Annotated in this window: 16 protein-coding genes; 10 read left to right on the plus strand and 6 right to left on the minus strand. The window is 57.3% G+C overall.

The window, feature by feature from the left end; genetic code table 11:
- Positions 1–4: 4 nt before the first annotated feature.
- The 3 genes from ACFFT4_RS19415 (at position 5) to ACFFT4_RS19425 (ending at position 4736) form a co-directional block, all read left to right on the plus strand.
- Complete coding sequence (locus ACFFT4_RS19415; protein WP_378050471.1) at positions 5–904, plus strand: carbohydrate ABC transporter permease; 900 nt, start codon at positions 5–7, stop codon at positions 902–904.
- 75 nt (positions 905–979) lie between these two features.
- Positions 980–2728, plus strand: a complete 1749-nt coding sequence (locus ACFFT4_RS19420) for an extracellular solute-binding protein (RefSeq protein WP_378050472.1) — start codon at positions 980–982, stop codon at positions 2726–2728.
- 151 nt (positions 2729–2879) lie between these two features.
- On the plus strand, positions 2880–4736 hold the full coding sequence (locus ACFFT4_RS19425; RefSeq protein WP_378050473.1) for a sensor histidine kinase: 1857 nt from the start codon (positions 2880–2882) through the stop codon (positions 4734–4736).
- Here ACFFT4_RS19425 and ACFFT4_RS19430 read toward each other — a convergent pair.
- From ACFFT4_RS19430 to ACFFT4_RS19450, 5 genes are all read right to left on the minus strand, one after another.
- Entirely contained in the window at positions 4698–6260 is a 1563-nt protein-coding gene (locus ACFFT4_RS19430) for a response regulator (RefSeq protein ID WP_378050474.1), read from the minus strand. The genes ACFFT4_RS19425 and ACFFT4_RS19430 overlap by 39 nt on opposite strands.
- A 144-nt stretch (positions 6261–6404) precedes the next feature.
- A complete protein-coding gene (locus ACFFT4_RS19435; protein WP_378050475.1) occupies positions 6405–6884 on the minus strand; it encodes a carboxymuconolactone decarboxylase family protein in 480 nt (159 codons plus the stop codon).
- Between the two features lie 113 nt (positions 6885–6997).
- Positions 6998–8098 (minus strand): GerAB/ArcD/ProY family transporter, encoded by a 1101-nt coding sequence (locus ACFFT4_RS19440; RefSeq protein ID WP_378050476.1) that lies wholly within the window; start codon positions 8096–8098, stop codon positions 6998–7000.
- 25 nt (positions 8099–8123) lie between these two features.
- Entirely contained in the window at positions 8124–9281 is a 1158-nt protein-coding gene (locus ACFFT4_RS19445) for a Ger(x)C family spore germination protein (protein ID WP_378050477.1), read from the minus strand.
- Positions 9278–10726: a spore germination protein gene (locus ACFFT4_RS19450; RefSeq protein ID WP_378050478.1), complete on the minus strand. Its 1449-nt coding sequence runs from the start codon at positions 10724–10726 to the stop codon at positions 9278–9280. Before ACFFT4_RS19450 ends, ACFFT4_RS19445 begins: the two co-directional genes overlap by 4 nt.
- A 234-nt stretch (positions 10727–10960) precedes the next feature.
- Here ACFFT4_RS19450 and sigJ point away from each other — a divergent pair, with 234 nt between their 5' ends.
- Both sigJ and ACFFT4_RS19460 read left to right on the plus strand, forming a co-directional pair.
- On the plus strand, positions 10961–11839 hold the full coding sequence (gene sigJ, locus ACFFT4_RS19455; protein ID WP_378050479.1) for an RNA polymerase sigma factor SigJ: 879 nt from the start codon (positions 10961–10963) through the stop codon (positions 11837–11839).
- 243 nt (positions 11840–12082) lie between these two features.
- Entirely contained in the window at positions 12083–12439 is a 357-nt protein-coding gene (locus ACFFT4_RS19460; protein WP_378050480.1) for a VOC family protein, read from the plus strand.
- Between the two features lie 802 nt (positions 12440–13241).
- On the opposite strand, the gene ACFFT4_RS19465 is transcribed toward ACFFT4_RS19460, so the two are convergent.
- Complete coding sequence (locus ACFFT4_RS19465; protein ID WP_378050513.1) at positions 13242–13979, minus strand: IclR family transcriptional regulator; 738 nt, start codon at positions 13977–13979, stop codon at positions 13242–13244.
- 404 nt (positions 13980–14383) lie between these two features.
- Here ACFFT4_RS19465 and pxpB point away from each other — a divergent pair, with 404 nt between their 5' ends.
- From pxpB to ACFFT4_RS19490, 5 genes are all read left to right on the plus strand, one after another.
- On the plus strand, positions 14384–15145 hold the full coding sequence (gene pxpB / locus ACFFT4_RS19470) for a 5-oxoprolinase subunit PxpB (RefSeq protein ID WP_378050481.1): 762 nt from the start codon (positions 14384–14386) through the stop codon (positions 15143–15145).
- On the plus strand, positions 15142–16167 hold the full coding sequence (locus tag ACFFT4_RS19475) for a 5-oxoprolinase subunit C family protein (protein ID WP_378050482.1): 1026 nt from the start codon (positions 15142–15144) through the stop codon (positions 16165–16167). The genes pxpB and ACFFT4_RS19475 overlap by 4 nt, the downstream gene beginning before the upstream one ends.
- A gap of 6 nt (positions 16168–16173) precedes the next feature.
- Positions 16174–16965, plus strand: coding sequence for an ABC transporter ATP-binding protein (locus ACFFT4_RS19480; protein WP_378050483.1), 792 nt, complete (start codon positions 16174–16176; stop codon positions 16963–16965).
- Positions 16965–17768, plus strand: coding sequence for an ABC transporter permease (locus tag ACFFT4_RS19485; RefSeq protein WP_378050484.1), 804 nt, complete (start codon positions 16965–16967; stop codon positions 17766–17768). Before ACFFT4_RS19480 ends, ACFFT4_RS19485 begins: the two co-directional genes overlap by 1 nt.
- A gap of 80 nt (positions 17769–17848) precedes the next feature.
- The gene (locus ACFFT4_RS19490; protein ID WP_378050485.1) at positions 17849–18847 is read left to right on the plus strand and encodes an ABC transporter substrate-binding protein; all 999 of its coding nucleotides are present in this window, start codon (positions 17849–17851) and stop codon (positions 18845–18847) included.
- Positions 18848–18853 lie beyond the last annotated feature (6 nt).

Here is an 18853-nt window from a genome sequence, read left to right on the forward strand (position 1 = left end):
GTCAGTGATTGAGAACCGGCAAACGATCGGCTCCGTCGCATTCCATCTGATCAACTACGGAGTGTTTGCAATATTTACGCTAGCGTGCATTTTTCCTTTTTACTATATATTCATCAACACGATCAGCGACAATTCTCTATCGTCGTCGGGGCAGATTTTACTGCTGCCGAGAGGCATTCATTTTACGAACTACGCCGAGGTTTTCAGAGTGCGCGGGCTAGGGAACGCCGCCCTGGTCTCCGTGGCCAGAACCGTAATCGGAACGGCGCTTACGCTCGTCGGAACCTCGTTTCTCGGCTATGCGTTCAGCAGGCCCGAATATTGGCGGCGCAAGCTGTGGTACCGGTTCGTCATCGTGACGATGTATTTCAACGCCGGAATCATCCCCTGGTTCGTCACGATGAAAAGCCTGGGCATGGTCAACAATTTCTGGGCGTACGTATTGCCTTCGATCGTCGCTCCGTTTTTCGTGGTGCTGTTCAAAACCTACGTGGAGCAAATCCCGGCCTCGCTGGAAGAATCCGCGCAGATCGACGGCGCCGGATACGGCATGCGCTTTTTCCGGATCGTCTTTCCGCTGTCTGCGCCGATCCTGGCCACGATTATCGTGTTCACCAGCGTGGGCCAATGGAACAGCTTTATGGACACCTTGTTTCTGATTCGGGATTCCAAGCTGTATACGCTCCAGTTTTTGCTCTATCAATATTTGAACGAAGTGAACGCGGTGGCGGCTTCGCTTAGAAGCTCCCCGCAAGGCCAGCTCATGGATCCGTCCCGGCTGCTGACCGCCACTTCCGTTCGCATGACGATCTCGATCGTCGTCGTACTGCCGATTCTGTTCGTGTACCCGTTCCTTCAACGTTATTTCGTGAAGGGGTTATTGCTGGGCGCAGTAAAAGGATAACCGGATGCAGCGCGCGCAGCCGGAAGTTCTTTTATGCCATAAATTCATTCGAGCAAGTAAAAAGGAGACAGGTCGATGCACAAAAAGATGAGAAAGTCCCCTGCTGCGATATTGCTTCTGGCGGTCGCTCTGACCGCGATTCTGGGCGGCTGCAGCGACAAATCAGGCAGCGATTCCGGCAGCGGTAACGGTTCCGCGGAAGCGTCGAAGGGCGCGGAAGCTTCGAAACCGGCGGAGGCCGTAACCTTGCAGGTGTTCTCCATGCCGTCGAACACTTCCGGTCTGCAGCAAGGATGGTATGCCGATATTTTGCGGGACAAGGCCGGCGTGAACCTGGAGCTGCTGCCGGCCGGAGACCACGGCGAGCAGAAGCTGCAAGCGCTTATGGCGGGCGGAGAATTGCCGGATATCGTCGTGTTCAAGACGAAGAGACAGGTTGAAGATGCGGTCCGTGCCGGCATGCTGATCAATCTGGACGATCATATCGACAAGCTGCCGAACGTCGCGAAGAACGCGCCGACGGCCCTGCAGTACTATCGGGACGCGGCGAGCAACGGGTCGGGCAAAGCCTTTGCGATTCCGAATCAAGTCGGCCCGAGCGAGGTGGGCGCCACCATCAACTATGGACCGTTTATCCGTTGGGACCTCTATAAGAAGCTGGGCTTGCCGCAGATCAAGGACCTGGAGGATTATTTGCCGGTGCTGAAGCAGATGCAGGATCTGGAGCCGAAGAACAAGGATGGGCAAAAGGTGTACGCGTTCACGCTGTGGCAGGATTGGGATTACATTCAGATGATGCTTGCCGCGCAGCCTTCGAACTTCATGGGCATAGATACGGGAGATCAGCTGGACGCTTCTCTTCCTTTCATGCAGGTGGATGTCGCTTCGGGGGAAACGAAGAGCGTTCTGGATCGGGACAGCCAATACATCCGGTCTTTGCGATTTTATTATGAAGCGAATCAGATGGGCTTGATCGACCCGGATTCGTTGACCCAGCGCTGGGACACGGCAGTCGAGAAAATGAACCAGGGCCGGGTGTTGTTCTCGGTATGGCCATGGTACAATAACAACAAAAAAGAGCTTGTCGACGCAGACCCGCCAACCGGCTTCGAATTCGTGCCGTTCGATTCGTACAAGGGAACCTGGTTCGGAGACAATCCGATCGGCAACACCTGGGCGTTCGCGATCAGCGCTTCGACCAAGCATTTGGACGCGGCGCTCAAGTATATCGATTTCATGTACTCTACGGATGGCTTGCAGCTGCTCATGAACGGGCCCAAGGGCGTCGTCTGGGACATGAACGAGCAGGGCGAGCCCTACATTACGGACCAGGGCTGGGATAGGATCGAGAACGGCAAGGAGCTGCCGGGAGGCGGCACGCTGAGCAGCGCCGTGAACGCGGTGAACGCGCAGGGCCTGTCGGGAGCCGTCGTTAACCCGGAGACGAACGCTCCGCTGAACTATACGTTATGGCCGACGACGATCAGCCGCAATCCTTCGAAATTAACTCAGGATTGGCAGAGCACGACCGGCTTCAAGACGCAGACGGAGATGCTGAAAGCCAAAAACATGTACACGCTGTCCACCTTGGCCATGAAGCTCGTCCCGACGATGCCCGAGGAGATCAACGCGAAGGTGTCTCGCATCGCCGACATCGTGAAGACGAATTCCTGGCTTGCCGTATTCGCGAAGAACGACGAGGATTTCGAGAAATTCGTGGGCGAGATGGCCAGCAAAGCCGAAGGGCTCGGCCTGCAGGAGGTTCTGGAGTGGGATGCCGCGGCCTGGAAGCAGGCGCAGGGCGACGCGGACAGGTACAAGTAGGCGGAAGGCCCGATATCGGGGCGACCCCCTGGAATAGATTTGACATAGAGGTTAAGACTGCAACCCCGGACAACTCCGGGTGCGGTCTTTTCCTTGTTTGCTTGAGGATGCTGCAGCACAAGCGGCGATAGCGAAGAGGAGGGGGTGCGCGATGGGAACGGGAAGCGGTCGATGGCGGCAATCCCGGCGCTTGTTTCGAATGCGTCTGCATAACCGGTTGATGCTCTACAACACGTTGATCTTTTTGCTCGTCGCTTATTCGCTCGCTTACGTCTCGACGCAATACGCGCTAAAGCTCAACAGAGTCACTCAACTGCAGCAAAGCCGCGACGTGCTTCATTCCTTGTACAATTATTACGATATCAAGCAGGACGAATTTCTGAATTTGCTGTTCCCGCTGTACGAAGTCCAGGAAAATTACGCCTCCATGAGCCGGCTGCTGGAATCGTCGTCCGATTTCGATTACGAGAACGATCCGTTCAACAAACAGGAAATCGTCGGCCTGGCTCAGAGCATCGCGACACGCGATCCCGACATCGCCGCGGTGCTGCTGCGCAAAAACCTGACCGGCGCCCAATACGTATACAATTCCCGGAGCCGAACGCTGTCGCTCGTCCCGGACAGCTATCCCTTCTTCAACAAGCTAAGATTTAAGGGAGCGGGGCGGACGCTATTCGGCACAACCACGATAGACGGCGGCTCATCGAGCATATCGGACCTACAGCTGTACGGGATCGCGGGGACGCTGGGGACGGCCGACATTCGGCTGAACGCGGGACAAATTCTCATCGCCTACAGCACACAGGCGCTGCAGCGCATCTACCAGGGCTCCAGCGACAAGACGCTTGGCCGGTTCGTGATCGTAACGGAGGACGGAGAGCTCGTATACGATTCCGAAGGGCGGTACGGGCAAGGCGGTTTCTCCGAGCTGGAAACGCTGAAATCGGGAGCGGACAAGGTTACCCTCGCGGGCAAGCGATATTATGTCCAGACGGTCAAGTCGGGCAACCGGAATTATATCGCGGCGAATTTCGTGCCGCGGGAGCTTCTTGACCGGAACGGTTCGCATTTGCCTTATTTGATTTTCGGAGCCGTGACGGCTATGGCTCTCGTATGCGCGCTGCTGTATTCCTTGGCCGGCTCGCTGGCGTTCCGCCGCGTGCGCGAGCTGATCCGGGCGATGAAAGTCGTGGGGTCGAACAATCTATCCTATCGGATTCCGCTGCGCGCAAGAACGGACGAGTTCGAAGAACTGGCCAAGCGCTTCAATGGAATGTGCGATGATCTGCAGGAGAGGATCAATCGGGAATACGCCAGCGAAATCCGCAAAAAAAACGCCGAGTTAAAGGCGCTCCAGGCGGGGCTGAATCCCCATTTTCTGTATAACACGCTGGAGGCTATCCGGATCAAGGCATTCGACGACGGCAACGCCAACATCGCCGAGATGATCGTTCTGCTGGCGAACCTGTACCGCAGCATCGTCCGGGATAACACGTTTATCCCGATCCGCAAGGAGATCGGCATGTGCAGCATGTATGTGGAAATTTTCGCGCTGCGCCACGCAAGCCGATTCGATTTCGAGGTGGACGTCGATCCGCGGGCCATGGAGTACGGAATTCCCAAAAATCTGCTGCAGCCGGTAATCGAAAACTATTTTGTTCACGGCATTCGGGAGCAAAGCGATAACAATCGGTTCGTAATCCGGGGATTCATGGAGGAGGGCGATATTTATTTTCACATCGAGGACAACGGAAAGGGGCTCCATCCGGACCGCTTGCAGGAGGTTCGCAGCGGTCTGGAATCGAGCGGCCCCGTCCATAAATCGAGCTATGGACTGTACAGCGCGCACGAGAGAATTCAACTCGTCTACGGCAGCGATTACGGCATACGCATGGAAAGCGAAGCGAACCGTCTGACGCGCGTGATCGTGCGCATTCCGGCAATGACGTGCGGCCAACTGAATCAAGCCTTAACGCATTTGAGCGTGCCGCCGGAATTCCACAGGTGAAATCCCGTGAACTTTTTTGAAGATCCGGTTAAAGTAGCTTTGATTGGGAATGCCGATCCGATTGGAGATTTCTCCGATCTTGAGATCGGTATCGAGCAGGAGCGCTTTGGAGGCCTGCAGACGAATCTGAAGCAGATAATCGTTGAAATATTTCCCGGTTTCTTCCTTGAACAATTGGCCAAGATAAGCCGGACTTACGTTGTAATCCGAGGCCAGCGTCTTCAGCGACAAGCCCGTATGATAATTTTGCCGCAGCTGCTCCAGCGTAAGATGGACCAGCATATGGTATGAAACTTTGCGGCCGTGAATGACGAGGAGGGCTTCGTTAAGGGTCGCTGCCAACCAGCTTGTCAGCTCGTCCTTCGATTCCGCCAGAGTGAACTCCGCCAGCCGAAGGGTGATGGACTCGGGCAGCTCGTCGGATACCCGGCCCGACTCGTCCATCGCGCGGACAAGGGACAGAACCAGCGGCAGCATCGCCGCCCGCATCTCCGCTAAACCGGCGGCCGCCGAAGACTCCATATAATTTTTGGCCCATTTCAGGGCCGTCTGCTGTTCGCCGTCTCTAAGGGCATTCTCGAAATGCAGGACCAGCAGCTGCCGTTCGTTCGGAACGCCCTGCCGCGGATCGCTCAGGAGTCCGCTAAAGGTATAAAGAGCCGCCGGATCGACCAGGCGGCAACCCAGATGGAAAAGGGCTGCGGAATAGCTCGCGTTGACGCCCGTGAAGGAGGGGGATACAGGTCCGATCGAAGCGAAGAACCGGGTATCGCTTGCCGCGGCCCGGGCTGCGATTCGCTGGATTACGCCAACCAGCCGTTCGTCTCCTTGGGCCAAATCGGAGCCGTGCAGGATGCAGACGACGCGTAACGCCGAGTCCATAAAAAACTCGCCGCGATATTCGGAGGACATCGCGGACGCGCACAGATCAAGCCATTGGGAAGCCAGACGAATCCGATCCGCCGACTCCGGCAAACGGTACAAGTCCATCACGACGACGCGGTACTCCGATTCCGACAATTCGATCTGCAGCAATTCCGCGCGCTCGTAGAGCTCGAATTCCTGGATAGAGCCGTTCGCCCAGCGTTCGAGGATGTTGGCGCGAAACACGTGGACCGCGGGAGGATACGGACTCGCCGCCGATCTGTCGCTATCCAGGTTGGACTGCGTCTTAATCAACGTGTCGCTAAGCTCGTCTCCGTTGATGGGCTTGAGCAAATAGTTTTCGACTCCCAATTGGAGCGCCGACTTCACGAATTCGAATTCGTTGAATGCGCTTATAATAATGCATCGCAGAGAAGGGGATTTGCGCTTGACTTCCAGGATCAGCTCCAGGCCGTCCATCTGAGGCATGCATACGTCGGCGATCAGCAGATCGATAGGGCCGTCTTCCATAGCCGCAAGCGCATCGACCCCGTTCGTAGCCGTGGCGGCGACGATCATATTGAAATCTTCCCAATGGGTCTGCTTGCTCAACCCGTGAACGATCTGCGGTTCGTCGTCTACGATCAGGACTTTATACATCTTTTTATAAACCTCTTATTTTCAATTGGACTGGGTCAAAATAAAGAATAAACCGTGGAGTATCCTGCGAATAGACGCTCCACGGTTCAAATTTTTCCTATCTTTATATTATAGGCGATCTCCGATGCTCGTTCAACGATTGGGTTAATTCAGACCGGCTTTCGTCAAGCCGAACGCCGCGTCGGCGGAGCCGGGTACGGTCTTGAAGGCGACATTAACGCGATTCCAGGCATTGATGGCCATGACCGAGAAGGTCAGGTCCGAGAGCTCCTTCTCGGAGAACTGCTCGCGAACGCGTTGATAGACGTCGTCGGGAACGCCGTGCTCAGGCAGCTTGGTCAAAATTTCGGTCCAGGCCAGCGCGGCCCGTTCGCGCGGTTCGAACAAGGTCGATTCCCGCCAAATCGGCAGATGATAGAGGCGAAGCTCTCGCTCTCCATGGATTTTGGCTTGCTTGATATGCATGTCCAGGCAGAAGCCGCACCCATTGATTTGCGATGCTCGAATATGAACCAGATGAAGAATGCTCTCTTCGATCGCTCCGGCTTGTTCCGTGTTGCTGAAGTCCAGCATTTTCTTGAAAAACTCGGGGGACTGCTGCATATAGTTGATCCGCTGCGCCATCGTTAATTACCTCTCTTTGCTTTGGTGTATGAAGCTCGAAAGCCGTTGCCGGTTATTCTCCCTTCGTACATATAACGATGACCGGATTTATTCTGTGACACGGACGATCCGGCTCAGGCGGCGTTCGCCGTCTTGCGCCGTCGCCGCAGGCTTCCCAGCATCCATAAGATCAAGGGGAGGGCAATGTAGAGAGAAGGATATGCCAGTCCGATCAGATATGCGTTCTTAAGGGTATTGGAAAGCTCAATGCGGTGCGCGCTGAACAGCACGAACGCCAGGCAGGCGACGGCGGCCAGCCAAGCGATCAGCCTCCAGTTTTGGAAGCCGGTCCATTCGGACAGCCCATAGCTGAGAATGAACAAGCATACCGATAATTTAATAAAAGCGCCGAGCAGCCAGAACGGGATGTAAAAGGCGTCGATATTTTGCACGAAATTGAGAATGGATACGAACTTGGTGAGCGAATAGACGGGAACGACCAATTCGGCCGCGATATGAGGGCCGGTTACAAACACGAGGACCAGGGTAGCCAATACGCCCCACAGCATCGAGATCGCGGTTCCCCACATAATCGCGCGGGAGGCGGCTCGTTTGTTCTCGGCGAAGAAGAACAGCATGAGGACGATCGAAGGGTCCACCATGTAGTTGAACGAATGCAGCGTACCCGTCAGAATGGCCGGCCAGCCCGAGTCGGCATAGATCGGCAGCACCCTTTTGACGTCCATATCCTGCGGATTCAGGAATAGCTGCACGTACAGCAGGAGAACGAACAGAGGACCGATCATTTCCGCGCAGCGGCTGACGGCGGTAATCCCGCCTTTGTGCACCGCATAAGCAACGAGAAACAGCATGCACACCAGGATCAAGACCATCGGCGTATTGTGGAGCATGACCAGATTTTGAAATTCCGCCATTCCTCTTACGATCGTGGCCATTTGCGTAAACCAGAGCAGAAAATAGAACGAAACGATGATTTTGCCCAGTACCGTGCCCAGCAGGTCTCTGACGAAGCCGACCAGCGTTTTGTCCTTGTTCTGCATGCAGACGCGCAGCGTGATCCAGGTAGCCGCCAGCATGATCATGCCGCCAAGCAGAATGGAGATCCAGCCGTCCTGGCGCGCCTGCTCTACGGCCAGATGCATGGGAAGGAAGGAGAACACGATCAAGGAAGAGATGCTGATCAGCCAGAACATCTGATAACCGCTCACTTTCATGCTTTGCCGCCATCCCTTCCTTGGATCAATTAAACGACGTTCCGCTCGCTCCGACGGACCTTAGTTGAATGTTCGACCGGACGGTAACGTCGAGATCCTCGAATTTATGATCCCAATCGTCCTTTTGCGACTTCCACCAGTAGGGGGAGCTGCGGTGCAAGTATTCGCCGATTCCGAAGACATCGGATCCCCATTCCTGGACTTTATCCATCGTAAGCTGCAGGTCCTCGCTAATCTTGTCGTTCATGTATTTCTGGACTTCCAGCATGTAATGCGTCTCGGACAAATCGAGCGAGGTCGTGTTTTCAAGAAGATAAGCTTGCGCCATAACGGTGAGTACGACGCGCCGCGAATCAGGACCGTCCGTCGAGTCGATCCGGCGTCGAAGATGAGTGAGCCGGAACGACAGGGTGTCTTTGCCATTTTTCCAAGGAAGCGTAATGGCATGGAACGTGCCTTTTCCCGACATCCAGACAGCTCCGGCTCCTTCTGCATCGTTCAGGAAGCCCGCGATTTTAAGCTTCTTGTTCAAGGCGGCGAAGCCGGATAACGCGGCAATCGGCCCCGTCTCCTTGCTGCGCACTTTGACCTGTTCGATTTGCAGCACCGGCACGAGAGGGCGGGTCCCTTCGGACAGGCTGTCGATGATGAATTGCCTGGTCGAGAAGCGGTTCATCCCGTTGATCTCCATTTCTTTTCCGGTGGCGATGCTGGACAGATGCTCCATCGGATGGTCGAGCAGGAGGAAGTTTTTGGCGAGATCGCCTTTGACCAGGACGGTAATATCTCTTAAATTGTTGGCAGGGTCCCGGTTGAGTTTATCGAATAACGTACTTACGTCATTTTTTTGAAAATACTGTTCGCTGATGGCGATCAGTTGGCGGTGACTCGGCATCAATCGGCGGGTCATCTTCTTCTGGACTTTGTGAATGGCTTCGAATACGTTTTTCCCTTTGGCCGACATCACGACGAAGCTGTCCGAATCTCCCGATCCTCCGAACGGGCCGCTCTTCTGCGTCGGGATGACGATCTGATGGCTGACTTCGACTTCTCCGTCGTCGGCGTGATCGACGGCCGTGCCCATGACGAAGGCCAATTGATTCGGCTCGATAAAATCCGTGCATCCGGAGGCGGCGCAAGCAAGCAGCATCAAGACGCTCATGCGGAGAAGGAAGCGAATCATCTGCCCATTCCTTTCTTGTTCCGCCCGCTCTTCGGGGCGAAAGGGTAGCGGATCAAAATGTCTTTGATCCGTTTGCCGTCGAACGGAGCCACCGGGCTCAAGTAAGGCGTGCCGAAGGATTCCAGCATGACCAGATGGATCAGCAGGAAGATGATGCCGAACGCGAAGCCGACGAATCCGAGCATGCCCGTAACGAACAGCAGGAGGTAGCGAATCAGGCGGAACGGTAGTGTCGCGCTGTATCTCGGAATCGTGTAAGTCGCAACGCCCGTCAAGGAAATGACGATAATGATCGGCGTCGAGATGATGCCCGCTTCGACGGCGGCTTGCCCGATCACGAGCGCTCCGATAATGCTGACGACGGGACCGAGCTGGTTGGGAAGATGGACGCCGGCTTCCTGCAAGCCGTCGAAGATGAACATCATGAGGAACACTTCGACGACGGTGGGGAACGGCGAGCTTTCTCTGGCCGTCGCGATGCTGATCATAAGATAGCTGGGGATCATCTCCGGATGGAAAGTCGAAAGCGCGACATAGATGGCGGGCAGGGCGAAGGAGATGAAGGTCATGATGTAGCGGATCGTTCGGATCAGCAGGACGAAGACGAATCTTTCGAAATAGTCGTCCGCCGACTGAAGACCCGACCATAGAGTGATCGGCAGGATGAGGACGGAAGGCGTTCCGTTCGCGATCAGAGCGACTTTGCCTTCCAACAAGCTCGCGACCACGACGTCGGGACGTTCGGTATTTTGCACTTGCGGGAAGATGGAGAACGAGTTGTTTTCGAGCCATTCTTCGATATAAGCGGAATCGATGATACCGTCGGTGTCGATCTTGTCCAGCTTGTCGCGGACGACCGACAGCACTTGCTCATCCGCCATTCCTTGCATGTAGGACAGGACGACTTCCGTTTGCGTATATTTGCCGACCGTGTACGACTCCATTTTCAACTGCGGATGAACGATTCTCCGTCTGATCAACGACGTATTGGTGCGAAGATGCTCGACGAAGCCTTCCTTGGAGCCGCGCAAGGTCGATTCTTTCTGCGGCTCTTCGATGCCTCGCTTCTCGTAGCCCTGCACTTGAGCGACGAGCGCGGAAGCTTCTCCGTCGACCAATATTCCCAGACCGCCCTGCAGAACGCAGGCGACCAAGCCGTCCAACGAATCCTCCGTCTTTATGCTCGTTAACGGAAGCCATTCGCGCCGGAACATTTCGACGAGCGACAATATTCGGTCTATGCCTTGCGGTAATCCGTCGAACAGGAGGGGCTTGAGGAAGTTGTCTTCTACGCTTTCGGATCGAATCATTCCATCGAGATATACGAGTATAAGCCGGGTTTGGTCTTTTAACGTGAAAGAACGCAGCACGAAGTCCGAGCAGCGTTGGAACTGAGCCCGCAGATAAGCTTCATTGATTTCAGCGCTTTGGCTTACGGCACCCATGAACGATCACTCCGGCATTGTCGTATGGCTTGCTGGTAGTATGTACAATGCCCAAAACGGGTATGCGGATGCGGATATTGTCCGTATCCCGAAGACATATTCGCTTGGAAATTGGAGAGGTTAGGATACGCGAAGAGGAGCCAAGTCAGCGGGCAATGTCACAAAAACGGCCCCTGTTTCGTTTCATTTATAGGGCTATCTATAGGCGAAAAAAGCAAAGGGAGTCGGTAGGAGATGCAGCAGGGATACGCGCAGGAGTTATATATGCAGTATAAGGGGCTTCTGTTTAAGCTCGCTTATCAATTGACCGGATCGGTATCCGATGCGGAAGATGTGGTGCAGGACGTTTTTCTGAAAATATACGACGTGCCTCCGGAACGACTGGGCGAACCGAAAGCCTATCTGTGCAAGATGGTCGCGAACCGCTGCAGGGATTTAAATAAATCGGCGCGCAAGAAACGGGAGGAGTATTTCGGAGAGTGGCTTCCCGAGCCGCTCTTGAGTTCGGACGAGGATTTGTCGGAGGCGGTCGCCCGCGACGATCTTTTGTCCTATGCCATGCTCGTCTTGCTGGAGCGGCTGTCTCCGACGGAACGAGTCGTATTCGTCCTTCGCGAGGCGCTCGGCTTTGAATATCGGGAGATTGCCGAATTGATCGACAAGAGCGAGGTGAACTGCCGCAAGCTGTTCAGCCGCGCGAGCGCCAAGCTTGGACGGGACGACGACAAGAACGTTCCTGCCGAAGCGGCTGATCCCGAATGGGCGCACAGCTTTATGGACGCGCTCAAGCAGGGGAGCATGGACCGAATGCTGATCTTGCTCGATCCGGACGCGGTGCTGGTCGCCGACGGAGGCGGCAAAGCTACGGCGGCCGTCAAGCCGATCAAGACGGGGGAGCTCGTCGCGCGTTTCCTTCTGGCGACGCTGGCCCGATTCGTGTCGGACGAAGGCCATTCCAGCCTGGAAGTACGCCGTCTGAACGGACAGTACGGCATTCTGTTCCGGTCAGGCGAAGGCGTTCATACCGTCGGGATGCTTCACGTCGAGGGCGGGGCCATTCGCAACCTGTACATTGTCCGGAATCCCGACAAGCTGGCGCATGTGGGAGACTAGGGCGTGTATGCAACCTCCGAGGACAGCAGATGTTGCCGAATTTTCGTTCCATGCAAGGAACTTTTGTGAAGGCGTACCGGAGGTACGTCAAAGGGTCGAAGCAGGGGGCGAAAAGGCGGTGATAGATGCCCCTGAGCGGGATTGCATACACGCCCTAAGAAACAGGATTTGCAACGCGAAAGGATTCTGCCTCGTCCTATCCAATTACAATAGTTATAACGATCGAAGGAGGGGGAATGAACGATGCGAGTTAAACGAATCGTAGCGAATATTGAGACGCAGAGAATAGAGGAAGCGCGCAGCTTTTATCGGGACGTGCTGGGGCTGGAGCCGCTCATGGACCATGGCTGGATCGCCACGTACGGATCGGGCGAGCGAATGGGCGTGCAAATCAGCTTTGCCTCGCAGGGCGGGTCGCAGACGCCGACGCCCGACTTGTCGATCGAGGTGGACGACGTGGACGAGGCACATGAGAGAATGAAGGAGGCGGGGTTTGCGATCGAGTACGGCCCGGTCGACGAGCCGTGGGGCGTCCGCCGCTTCTACGTTCGCGATCCGTTCGGCAAGCTGGTCAACATCGTCGCGCACCTTTCGGAGTAGGGGCACAATAAGGGGACTGTCCCGTAAACGACGCTTCTTGGGAATCTTTTAAGCCCGTCCCACATACCTATTGGCACGTCACCGGCTGCGGCGGCACGTTTAAGCTCGTCCCACGTACCTATCGACCCGCCATCTGCTCCGGCGGGTCGTTTAAGCCCGTCCCACATACCTATTGGCCCGTCACCGTCTCCAGCGACACGTTTAAGCTCGTCCCACGTACCTATTGACCCATCACCGGCTTCGGAGGTTCGTTTAAGCTCGTCCCACATACCTATTGACCCGTCACTGACTCCGGAGGCACGTTTAAGCTCGTCCCACATACTTATTGGCCCGTCACCGGCTGCGGCGGCTCGTTTAAGCTCGTCCCACGTGCCTATTCACTCGTTACCGGCTGCGGCGGCACGTTTAAGCCCGTCCCACGTGCCTATTCACTCGTTACCGGCTGCGGCGGCACGTTTAAGCCCGTCCCACATACCTATTGACCCGTCACTGACTCCGGAGGCACGTTTAAGCTCGTCCCACATACTTATTGGCCCGTCACCGGCTGCGGCGGCTCGTTTAAGCCCGTCTCACGTGCCTATTCGCTCGTCACCGTCTCCGGAGTCACGTTTAAGCCCGTCCCACATACCTATTGAGCCGTCCCCAGCTCCGGCGGTTCGTTTAAGCTCGTCCCACGTGCCTATTGGCCCGTCACCGGCTTACACCTTCAGCGTCACCGACTATTTTTCAGAGAAACTTGAAGCGCTTATGGGACAGCTTCTTTGTCGTTCCGCAAGATAGCGTTAGCAAGAAACGCGGCGCCTCATTGTCCGCAAGGAGGGCCGCCGTAGCCGAGCTTGAGCGAAATTTCGTGGGCCGCTTGCTTGACTTTGCGAATCAGCTCGGGCCGCCAATCTTCGCCGAAACGGCCTTCGGGTCCGGCGATGCTGAGTCCGGCCGCCATCCGTCCGGTATGGTCGAAGATGGGGGCGCACAATTCCGCCGTGTAGTTTTCCAGCTCGGATATGCTGAAGCTGCAGCCGCTTTCCCTGGACGCGGCCAGCGTCTCGCGCAGCTTCGCGAGGCTGACGATCGTTCCGGGGCCGATCGGCTTCAGCTCGACTTCGCTTAAGTATTCTTCCCGTTCCTCTTCCGGCATGAAGGCCAGCAAAATCCGCGACGAGGCGCCGGCGTAGAGCGGGGCTCTTCTGCCGATCTTCGTGAACAGGCGCACGGGATGGTCGGTGTCGAGCTTCTCGATGTACATGGACGAATCTCCGTCACGCACCGCAAGGTGGACGGCTTCCCCGATCTCGTCCCGAAGCCGCTGCATCTCCGCTGCGGCGACATGTCGGATATCGAGCCTCTCCGCGACCAGGTTTCCGAATTGCAGGAACAGCAGGCCCAGCTCGTATTGTCCGTCCTGGTCCTTGTGCAGCAAGCCCATGTCCGCCAGCGAGGCGATCATCCGGTGAACGGACGACTTGGGAATGCCGGACAGACGAATCATGTCGTTCACGCTGAGCTTCGTATGGACGAGAAACAGGTTTAGCAGATCCATCGATCTGATCACGGTTTTATTTTTGTTTTTATTCTGCACGTTTTCCTCCCGATTGCGGTTCTCCGCTTAAAGGGATTGTCCCGCAAGCAAAAGAACCGTACCGAACATGACCGACGGACGGATGCCCGCCGCCTTTTTCATCGATCATGCCGTACGTCCCTGCTTGGGGGATATCCCCTGTCCTCGAATAAGTATACTCCGAATGCGGAAAAGATTGAATAGCCGTTATTTTGGGCGTATTACTCGGTCTTCTCGGATCTTTCTTTGTGGAGGTTGCGAAAATTTTTCTTGATTTTTATGAATTGCCTACTATAATGATCGTATATATTGGATTTGAAATTCGGGATTATTGTCCCGAAATTCGGGACTACTATAAAGAGATGAGTTTGAGAGAAGTGAGCCGTTTGACAGCAACAAGCTACGAGAAATACGGAGAGGTAGAGGCCAAGCTGCTGCCTCTGGGCGACGCGGCGATTGTCGTTCAATTCGGCGAGACGATTTGTCCGGAGACGCACGAGCGGGTGAGACAGCTGTCGGAATACTTGGAGCGGCAGCCTTTTGCGGGCATGATCGAGCACGTTCCGTCCTTTTTGTCGGTAGCCGTCTATTACGATCCGTTCGAATTGGCGACGGGCGGGGAGCATGCCGGCGCGCCGGAGAACGCCGACCCGTTCGGCATCGCCGCCGAACATTTGAAAGCGGTGCTTGCCAAGCTGGAGCATACCGGGCGCAAGCAAGCCCGGGTCGTCGAAATTCCCGTCTGCTACGGCGGCGATCTGGGGCCGGATTTGCCGGAGGTGGCCGCTCACCACGGCCTGTCGGAGCAGGAAGTGATCGAGATTCACGCTTCCGCCGACTACCTCGTCTACATGCTGGGCTTTGCGCCCGGGTTCGCCTATTTGGGCGGTTTGCCGGAGCGTATTGCAACGCCCCGCCGAGCGACGCCACGGCTGACAATTCCGGCCGGAACGGTCGGCATTGCGGGCGATCAGACGGGCGTCTATCCGATCTCCACGCCCGGTGGCTGGCAGCTGATCGGCCGGACGCCGGAGCCGCTGTTCCTGCCGACGGCCACGCCGCCGACGCTGCTGCGGGCCGGCGACATCGTGCGCTTTCGCCCGATCGCCCGGGAAGAATTCGACCGGCGGGAGGCGAAGCGCCGATGAATGCGGTTATGCTTAAACCGGGCTTGCTCACGACGGTGCAGGATTTGGGCCGATACGGCGTTCAGCAGTACGGCGTCATTGTCGGCGGAGCGATGGACGCCTTCGCGCTCCGCGTCGCCAATCTGCTCGTCGGCAACGCGGAGAACGCGGCCGGCTTGGAGATCACGATGCTCGGTCCGGAAATTTTTTTCCCCGAGCCGACGCTGCTCTCGATCTGCGGCGGCGATCTGTCCCCCGTCCTGAACGGAAGGGATATCCCGCTGTGGCGAACGGTGTACGCGCCGGAAGGCAGTCGGCTCCGCTTCGGCCCGCTTAAGCTGGGCTGCCGCGCTTACCTGGCCATCGCCGGAGGCGTGGACGTGCCGGAGCGGATGAACAGCCGCTCCACGTATTTGCGAGCCGGGCTCGGCGGCTTCGAAGGACGCGCGCTGCAGGCGGGAGACCGGCTGCCGATCGGGCTTCCGTCCGAGGGCGGCCGCCGTCTGGCCGAGCCGCTCGCGGACGAAGCGCGGGCGGAGGGAGCGGGCGTCAGCCGCTGGTCCGTCGCGCCCGATCTGCTGCCGGCCTACTCGGCGAGTCCGGAAGTGCGGGCCATCGCCGGGCAGGAGCTGGAGCTGTTCGACGAAGCGGACGCGGATCTTTTTTTTCGCGAAGAATATACGGTGCGGACCGAGTCCGACCGGATGGGCTACCGGTTGTCCGGCGCCGAGCTGCGGCTGCGGGAGAAGCGCGAGCTGATTTCCTCGGCGGTCACGTTCGGAACGGTGCAGGTGCCGCCCGACGGACAGCCGATCGTGCTGATGGCCGACCGCCAGACGACCGGAGGTTATCCGAAAATCGCGCAGGTCGCTTCCGTCGATTTGCCGCTGCTGGCCCAGGCGAACCTGGGAAGCCGCATCCGGTTCCGCCTCGTCTCCCTGGAGGAGGCGCAGAGGCGGAACCTGGTCCGCGAGAGCGGCATTCGCACCTTGCGCCGCGGGTTGGAACGCATCATACAGACTAGCACACATACGGGAAGGTGAACGCCGATGGCAAATGACAGTCAGCCGAAGCTCTCGATTCGGGATCTGGCGGTGGAGTATAAGTCGAAAGGGCGGCAGACCGTCGCTCTGGAAGGAGTTCGGCTGGACGTCCGGGACGGGGAGTTCGTCTCCGTCGTCGGTCCGAGCGGCTGCGGCAAGTCGACGCTGCTGAAAGTGGTGGCCGGCCTGCTGCAGCCCGCGGCGGGAACGGCGTCCATCGACGGCAAACCGATCGAAGGGGTTCCCGATCAGATCGGCATGGTGTTTCAGAACGACGCGCTGCTTCCTTGGAAAACGGTGACCGACAACGTTCGCTTGCCGCTGGCGATCAAGGGGCTGCCGGAGAAGGAGCAGCTGCGGGAGACGGAACGTCTGCTGAAGATGGTCGGACTGGAAGGCTTCGGAAGCTTCTTCCCCAAGCAGCTGTCCGGGGGCATGAAGAAGCGGGTGGCGCTGGCCCGCACGTTCGCTTACGATCCCGAAATCTACTTGATGGACGAGCCGTTCGGGCCGCTGGACGCGCAGACGCGGGTTAAAATCGGCGAGCAGTTTTTGCGGATGTGGGACGCGGTCGGCAAGAGCGTGCTGTTCATTACGCACGATATCGAAGAGGCCATCGCGATGTCCGATAGGGTCATCGTCATGTCGGCCCGTCCGGGACGGATCAAGGCCGAGTTCGACGTCCGCCTGGCGCGTCCGCGTCCTTTTTACGACATTCGGTTCGATCCGGTGTTCAAAGAGCTGCAGAAAGAAATATGGGCGCAAATGGCCGACGAGACTACGGGAGGGGATAGCTGATGGCGGCGAAAAAGAACAAAGGCGCGGCCCGCTCGGCCTCTTTCCGGGAGCGCGAATATTCCAAAACGTCCGTCTGGCTGGGACGGCTCGTCGTGCTCGCGCTTGTGCTCGGGCTGTGGGAGGTGCTGTCCGGCAGGGCATTCAACTCCTTCTGGCTCAGCAAGCCTTCGCTGATCGGCGGACGGATCGTCGAGATGATCGGCGACGGAGACTTGTGGTTCCACATGAGCGTGACGCTGCAGGAGGCGATCGGCGGTCTGGCCATCGGGATGATCGGCGGTACGCTGCTGGGCGTCGGCCTGGCGTTCAGCGGCATTTTCGAGAAATGGATTTATCCGTACATGATGGCGCTGTACAGCCTTCCCCGCGTCTCTCTGGCTCCGCTGTTCATCGTCTGGTTCGGCATCGGCCTGACGTCGAAAATCATCATGGTCGTGGCGATGGTCATTTTCGTCGCCTTCTACAACGCTTTCGAGGGCATACGCAACATCGACAAGGACCTGATGGACATGATGAGCACATACAAGGCCAAGTGGACGCACAAGCTGCGCTGGGTCGTGCTGCCGTCGATCACCGTCTGGCTGCTGACCAGCGTGCGGCTGAACATCGGCATGGCGCTGATCGGCTCCGTAATCGCCGAGCTCGTCGGTTCCAACCGGGGGCTGGGGTACTACATTACGTATTCTTCGAACATGCTGGATACGACGGGGATTTTTACCGGCCTCGTGCTGATCATGGCGATCGCGGTCGTTCTGGAGCAGCTCGTGCTGCTGATCGAACGGCGGCTGCTTCGCTACCGGTAACGCAGAATCACGCTCCAACCCGACAACGGGAGCGGCTTGATATACAACTAAACGCAAAACATCAAGGAGGATATGTTCAAATGAAATCGGTCAAAACAGTTGTGTACGCGCTTCTTGTGCTTATGGTTGCCGCGCTCGCCGCCTGCGGCAAGTCGTCGTCGGAGCCCCCGGCGGGCGAAGGGTCGTCCGCCGGAGGAACGGCGGCCGGGACGATCCGGCTCGGTCTCGTCGGCGGCGGGATGACGCCGATGGTCGCGCAGATCGGACTGAGCGACGGCTCCTACGAGCAGGCCGGCATTCAAGTCGAAGAGAACGACTTTACGGCAGGCGCGGATATGGTTCAGGCGCTTGTCGGCGGCAGTCTCGACGTCGTGCTCGGCTCCTACGAGCACGTGCTCAGACAGCAGCAGAACGGGCTTGGCGTCAAGGCGTACGGAGAAATCTTCAACGGCGTCGGCTATGCGCTGATCGTCAAGCAGGATGCGCCGTATCAGTCGCTCGCGGATTTGAAGGGCACGACGCTGGCGGTGACCAAGGTCGGAAGCCTGTCCGATACGGGCCTGCGCGAAGGGCTTAAGGAAGCGGGAATCGACCCCGAGAAGGAAGTCCAGCTGATCAACGGCGGCAGCGGCGCGACGATGCTGGCGGCGATCGAGAGCGGCCAGGCGGCCGGCGGCATGGTGTCGGAGCCGACGATCTCGCAAATGCTGGCGACCGGCAACTACCGCATTCTGTACGATCCGCCGTTCGACTACGCGGGCATCGTCATTATGGCCAAGTCGGATTGGGTCGCCAAAAACGAAGAGCTGATGAAGCTGTTCCTGAAGGTGACCGCGGAAATCAACGATCGCGCGCAGCAGGATGCGGCCGGCGCGGTCGAGGCGATGGCGAAAACATTTAACCAAATTCCGCGCGACGTGCTGGAATCGGCCGTTCACAACCAGCTGGTCAAAGTGCCGGCAGGACTGGAAGTCACCAAGGACGGCGCCGCTTACGTGCAGAAGACGCAGCTGGACCAAGGCATTTTGAAGAAGGAAATTGCTTACGACGAGACGGTCGATCTGTCCTTATTACCTTAATAGTGA

Source organism: Cohnella cellulosilytica (genome assembly GCF_042431195.1).
Lineage (GTDB): Bacteria > Bacillota > Bacilli > Paenibacillales > Paenibacillaceae > Cohnella > Cohnella cellulosilytica.

Coding starts and splice junctions, on each gene's coding strand:
- ACFFT4_RS19440 (WP_378050476.1), bottom strand. CDS start 8,098: ATGAAAGTGAGCGGTTATCAGATGTTCTGGCTGATCAGCATCTCTTCC.
- ACFFT4_RS19430 (WP_378050474.1), bottom strand. CDS start 6,260: ATGTATAAAGTCCTGATCGTAGACGACGAACCGCAGATCGTTCACGGG.
- ACFFT4_RS19425 (WP_378050473.1), top strand. CDS start 2,880: ATGGGAACGGGAAGCGGTCGATGGCGGCAATCCCGGCGCTTGTTTCGA.
- ACFFT4_RS19460 (WP_378050480.1), top strand. CDS start 12,083: ATGCGAGTTAAACGAATCGTAGCGAATATTGAGACGCAGAGAATAGAG.
- ACFFT4_RS19475 (WP_378050482.1), top strand. CDS start 15,142: ATGAATGCGGTTATGCTTAAACCGGGCTTGCTCACGACGGTGCAGGAT.
- ACFFT4_RS19445 (WP_378050477.1), bottom strand. CDS start 9,281: ATGATTCGCTTCCTTCTCCGCATGAGCGTCTTGATGCTGCTTGCTTGC.
- ACFFT4_RS19465 (WP_378050513.1), bottom strand. CDS start 13,979: ATGGATCTGCTAAACCTGTTTCTCGTCCATACGAAGCTCAGCGTGAAC.
- ACFFT4_RS19450 (WP_378050478.1), bottom strand. CDS start 10,726: ATGGGTGCCGTAAGCCAAAGCGCTGAAATCAATGAAGCTTATCTGCGG.
- ACFFT4_RS19420 (WP_378050472.1), top strand. CDS start 980: ATGCACAAAAAGATGAGAAAGTCCCCTGCTGCGATATTGCTTCTGGCG.
- ACFFT4_RS19490 (WP_378050485.1), top strand. CDS start 17,849: ATGAAATCGGTCAAAACAGTTGTGTACGCGCTTCTTGTGCTTATGGTT.
- ACFFT4_RS19480 (WP_378050483.1), top strand. CDS start 16,174: ATGGCAAATGACAGTCAGCCGAAGCTCTCGATTCGGGATCTGGCGGTG.
- ACFFT4_RS19435 (WP_378050475.1), bottom strand. CDS start 6,884: ATGGCGCAGCGGATCAACTATATGCAGCAGTCCCCCGAGTTTTTCAAG.
- ACFFT4_RS19485 (WP_378050484.1), top strand. CDS start 16,965: ATGGCGGCGAAAAAGAACAAAGGCGCGGCCCGCTCGGCCTCTTTCCGG.
- sigJ (WP_378050479.1), top strand. CDS start 10,961: ATGCAGCAGGGATACGCGCAGGAGTTATATATGCAGTATAAGGGGCTT.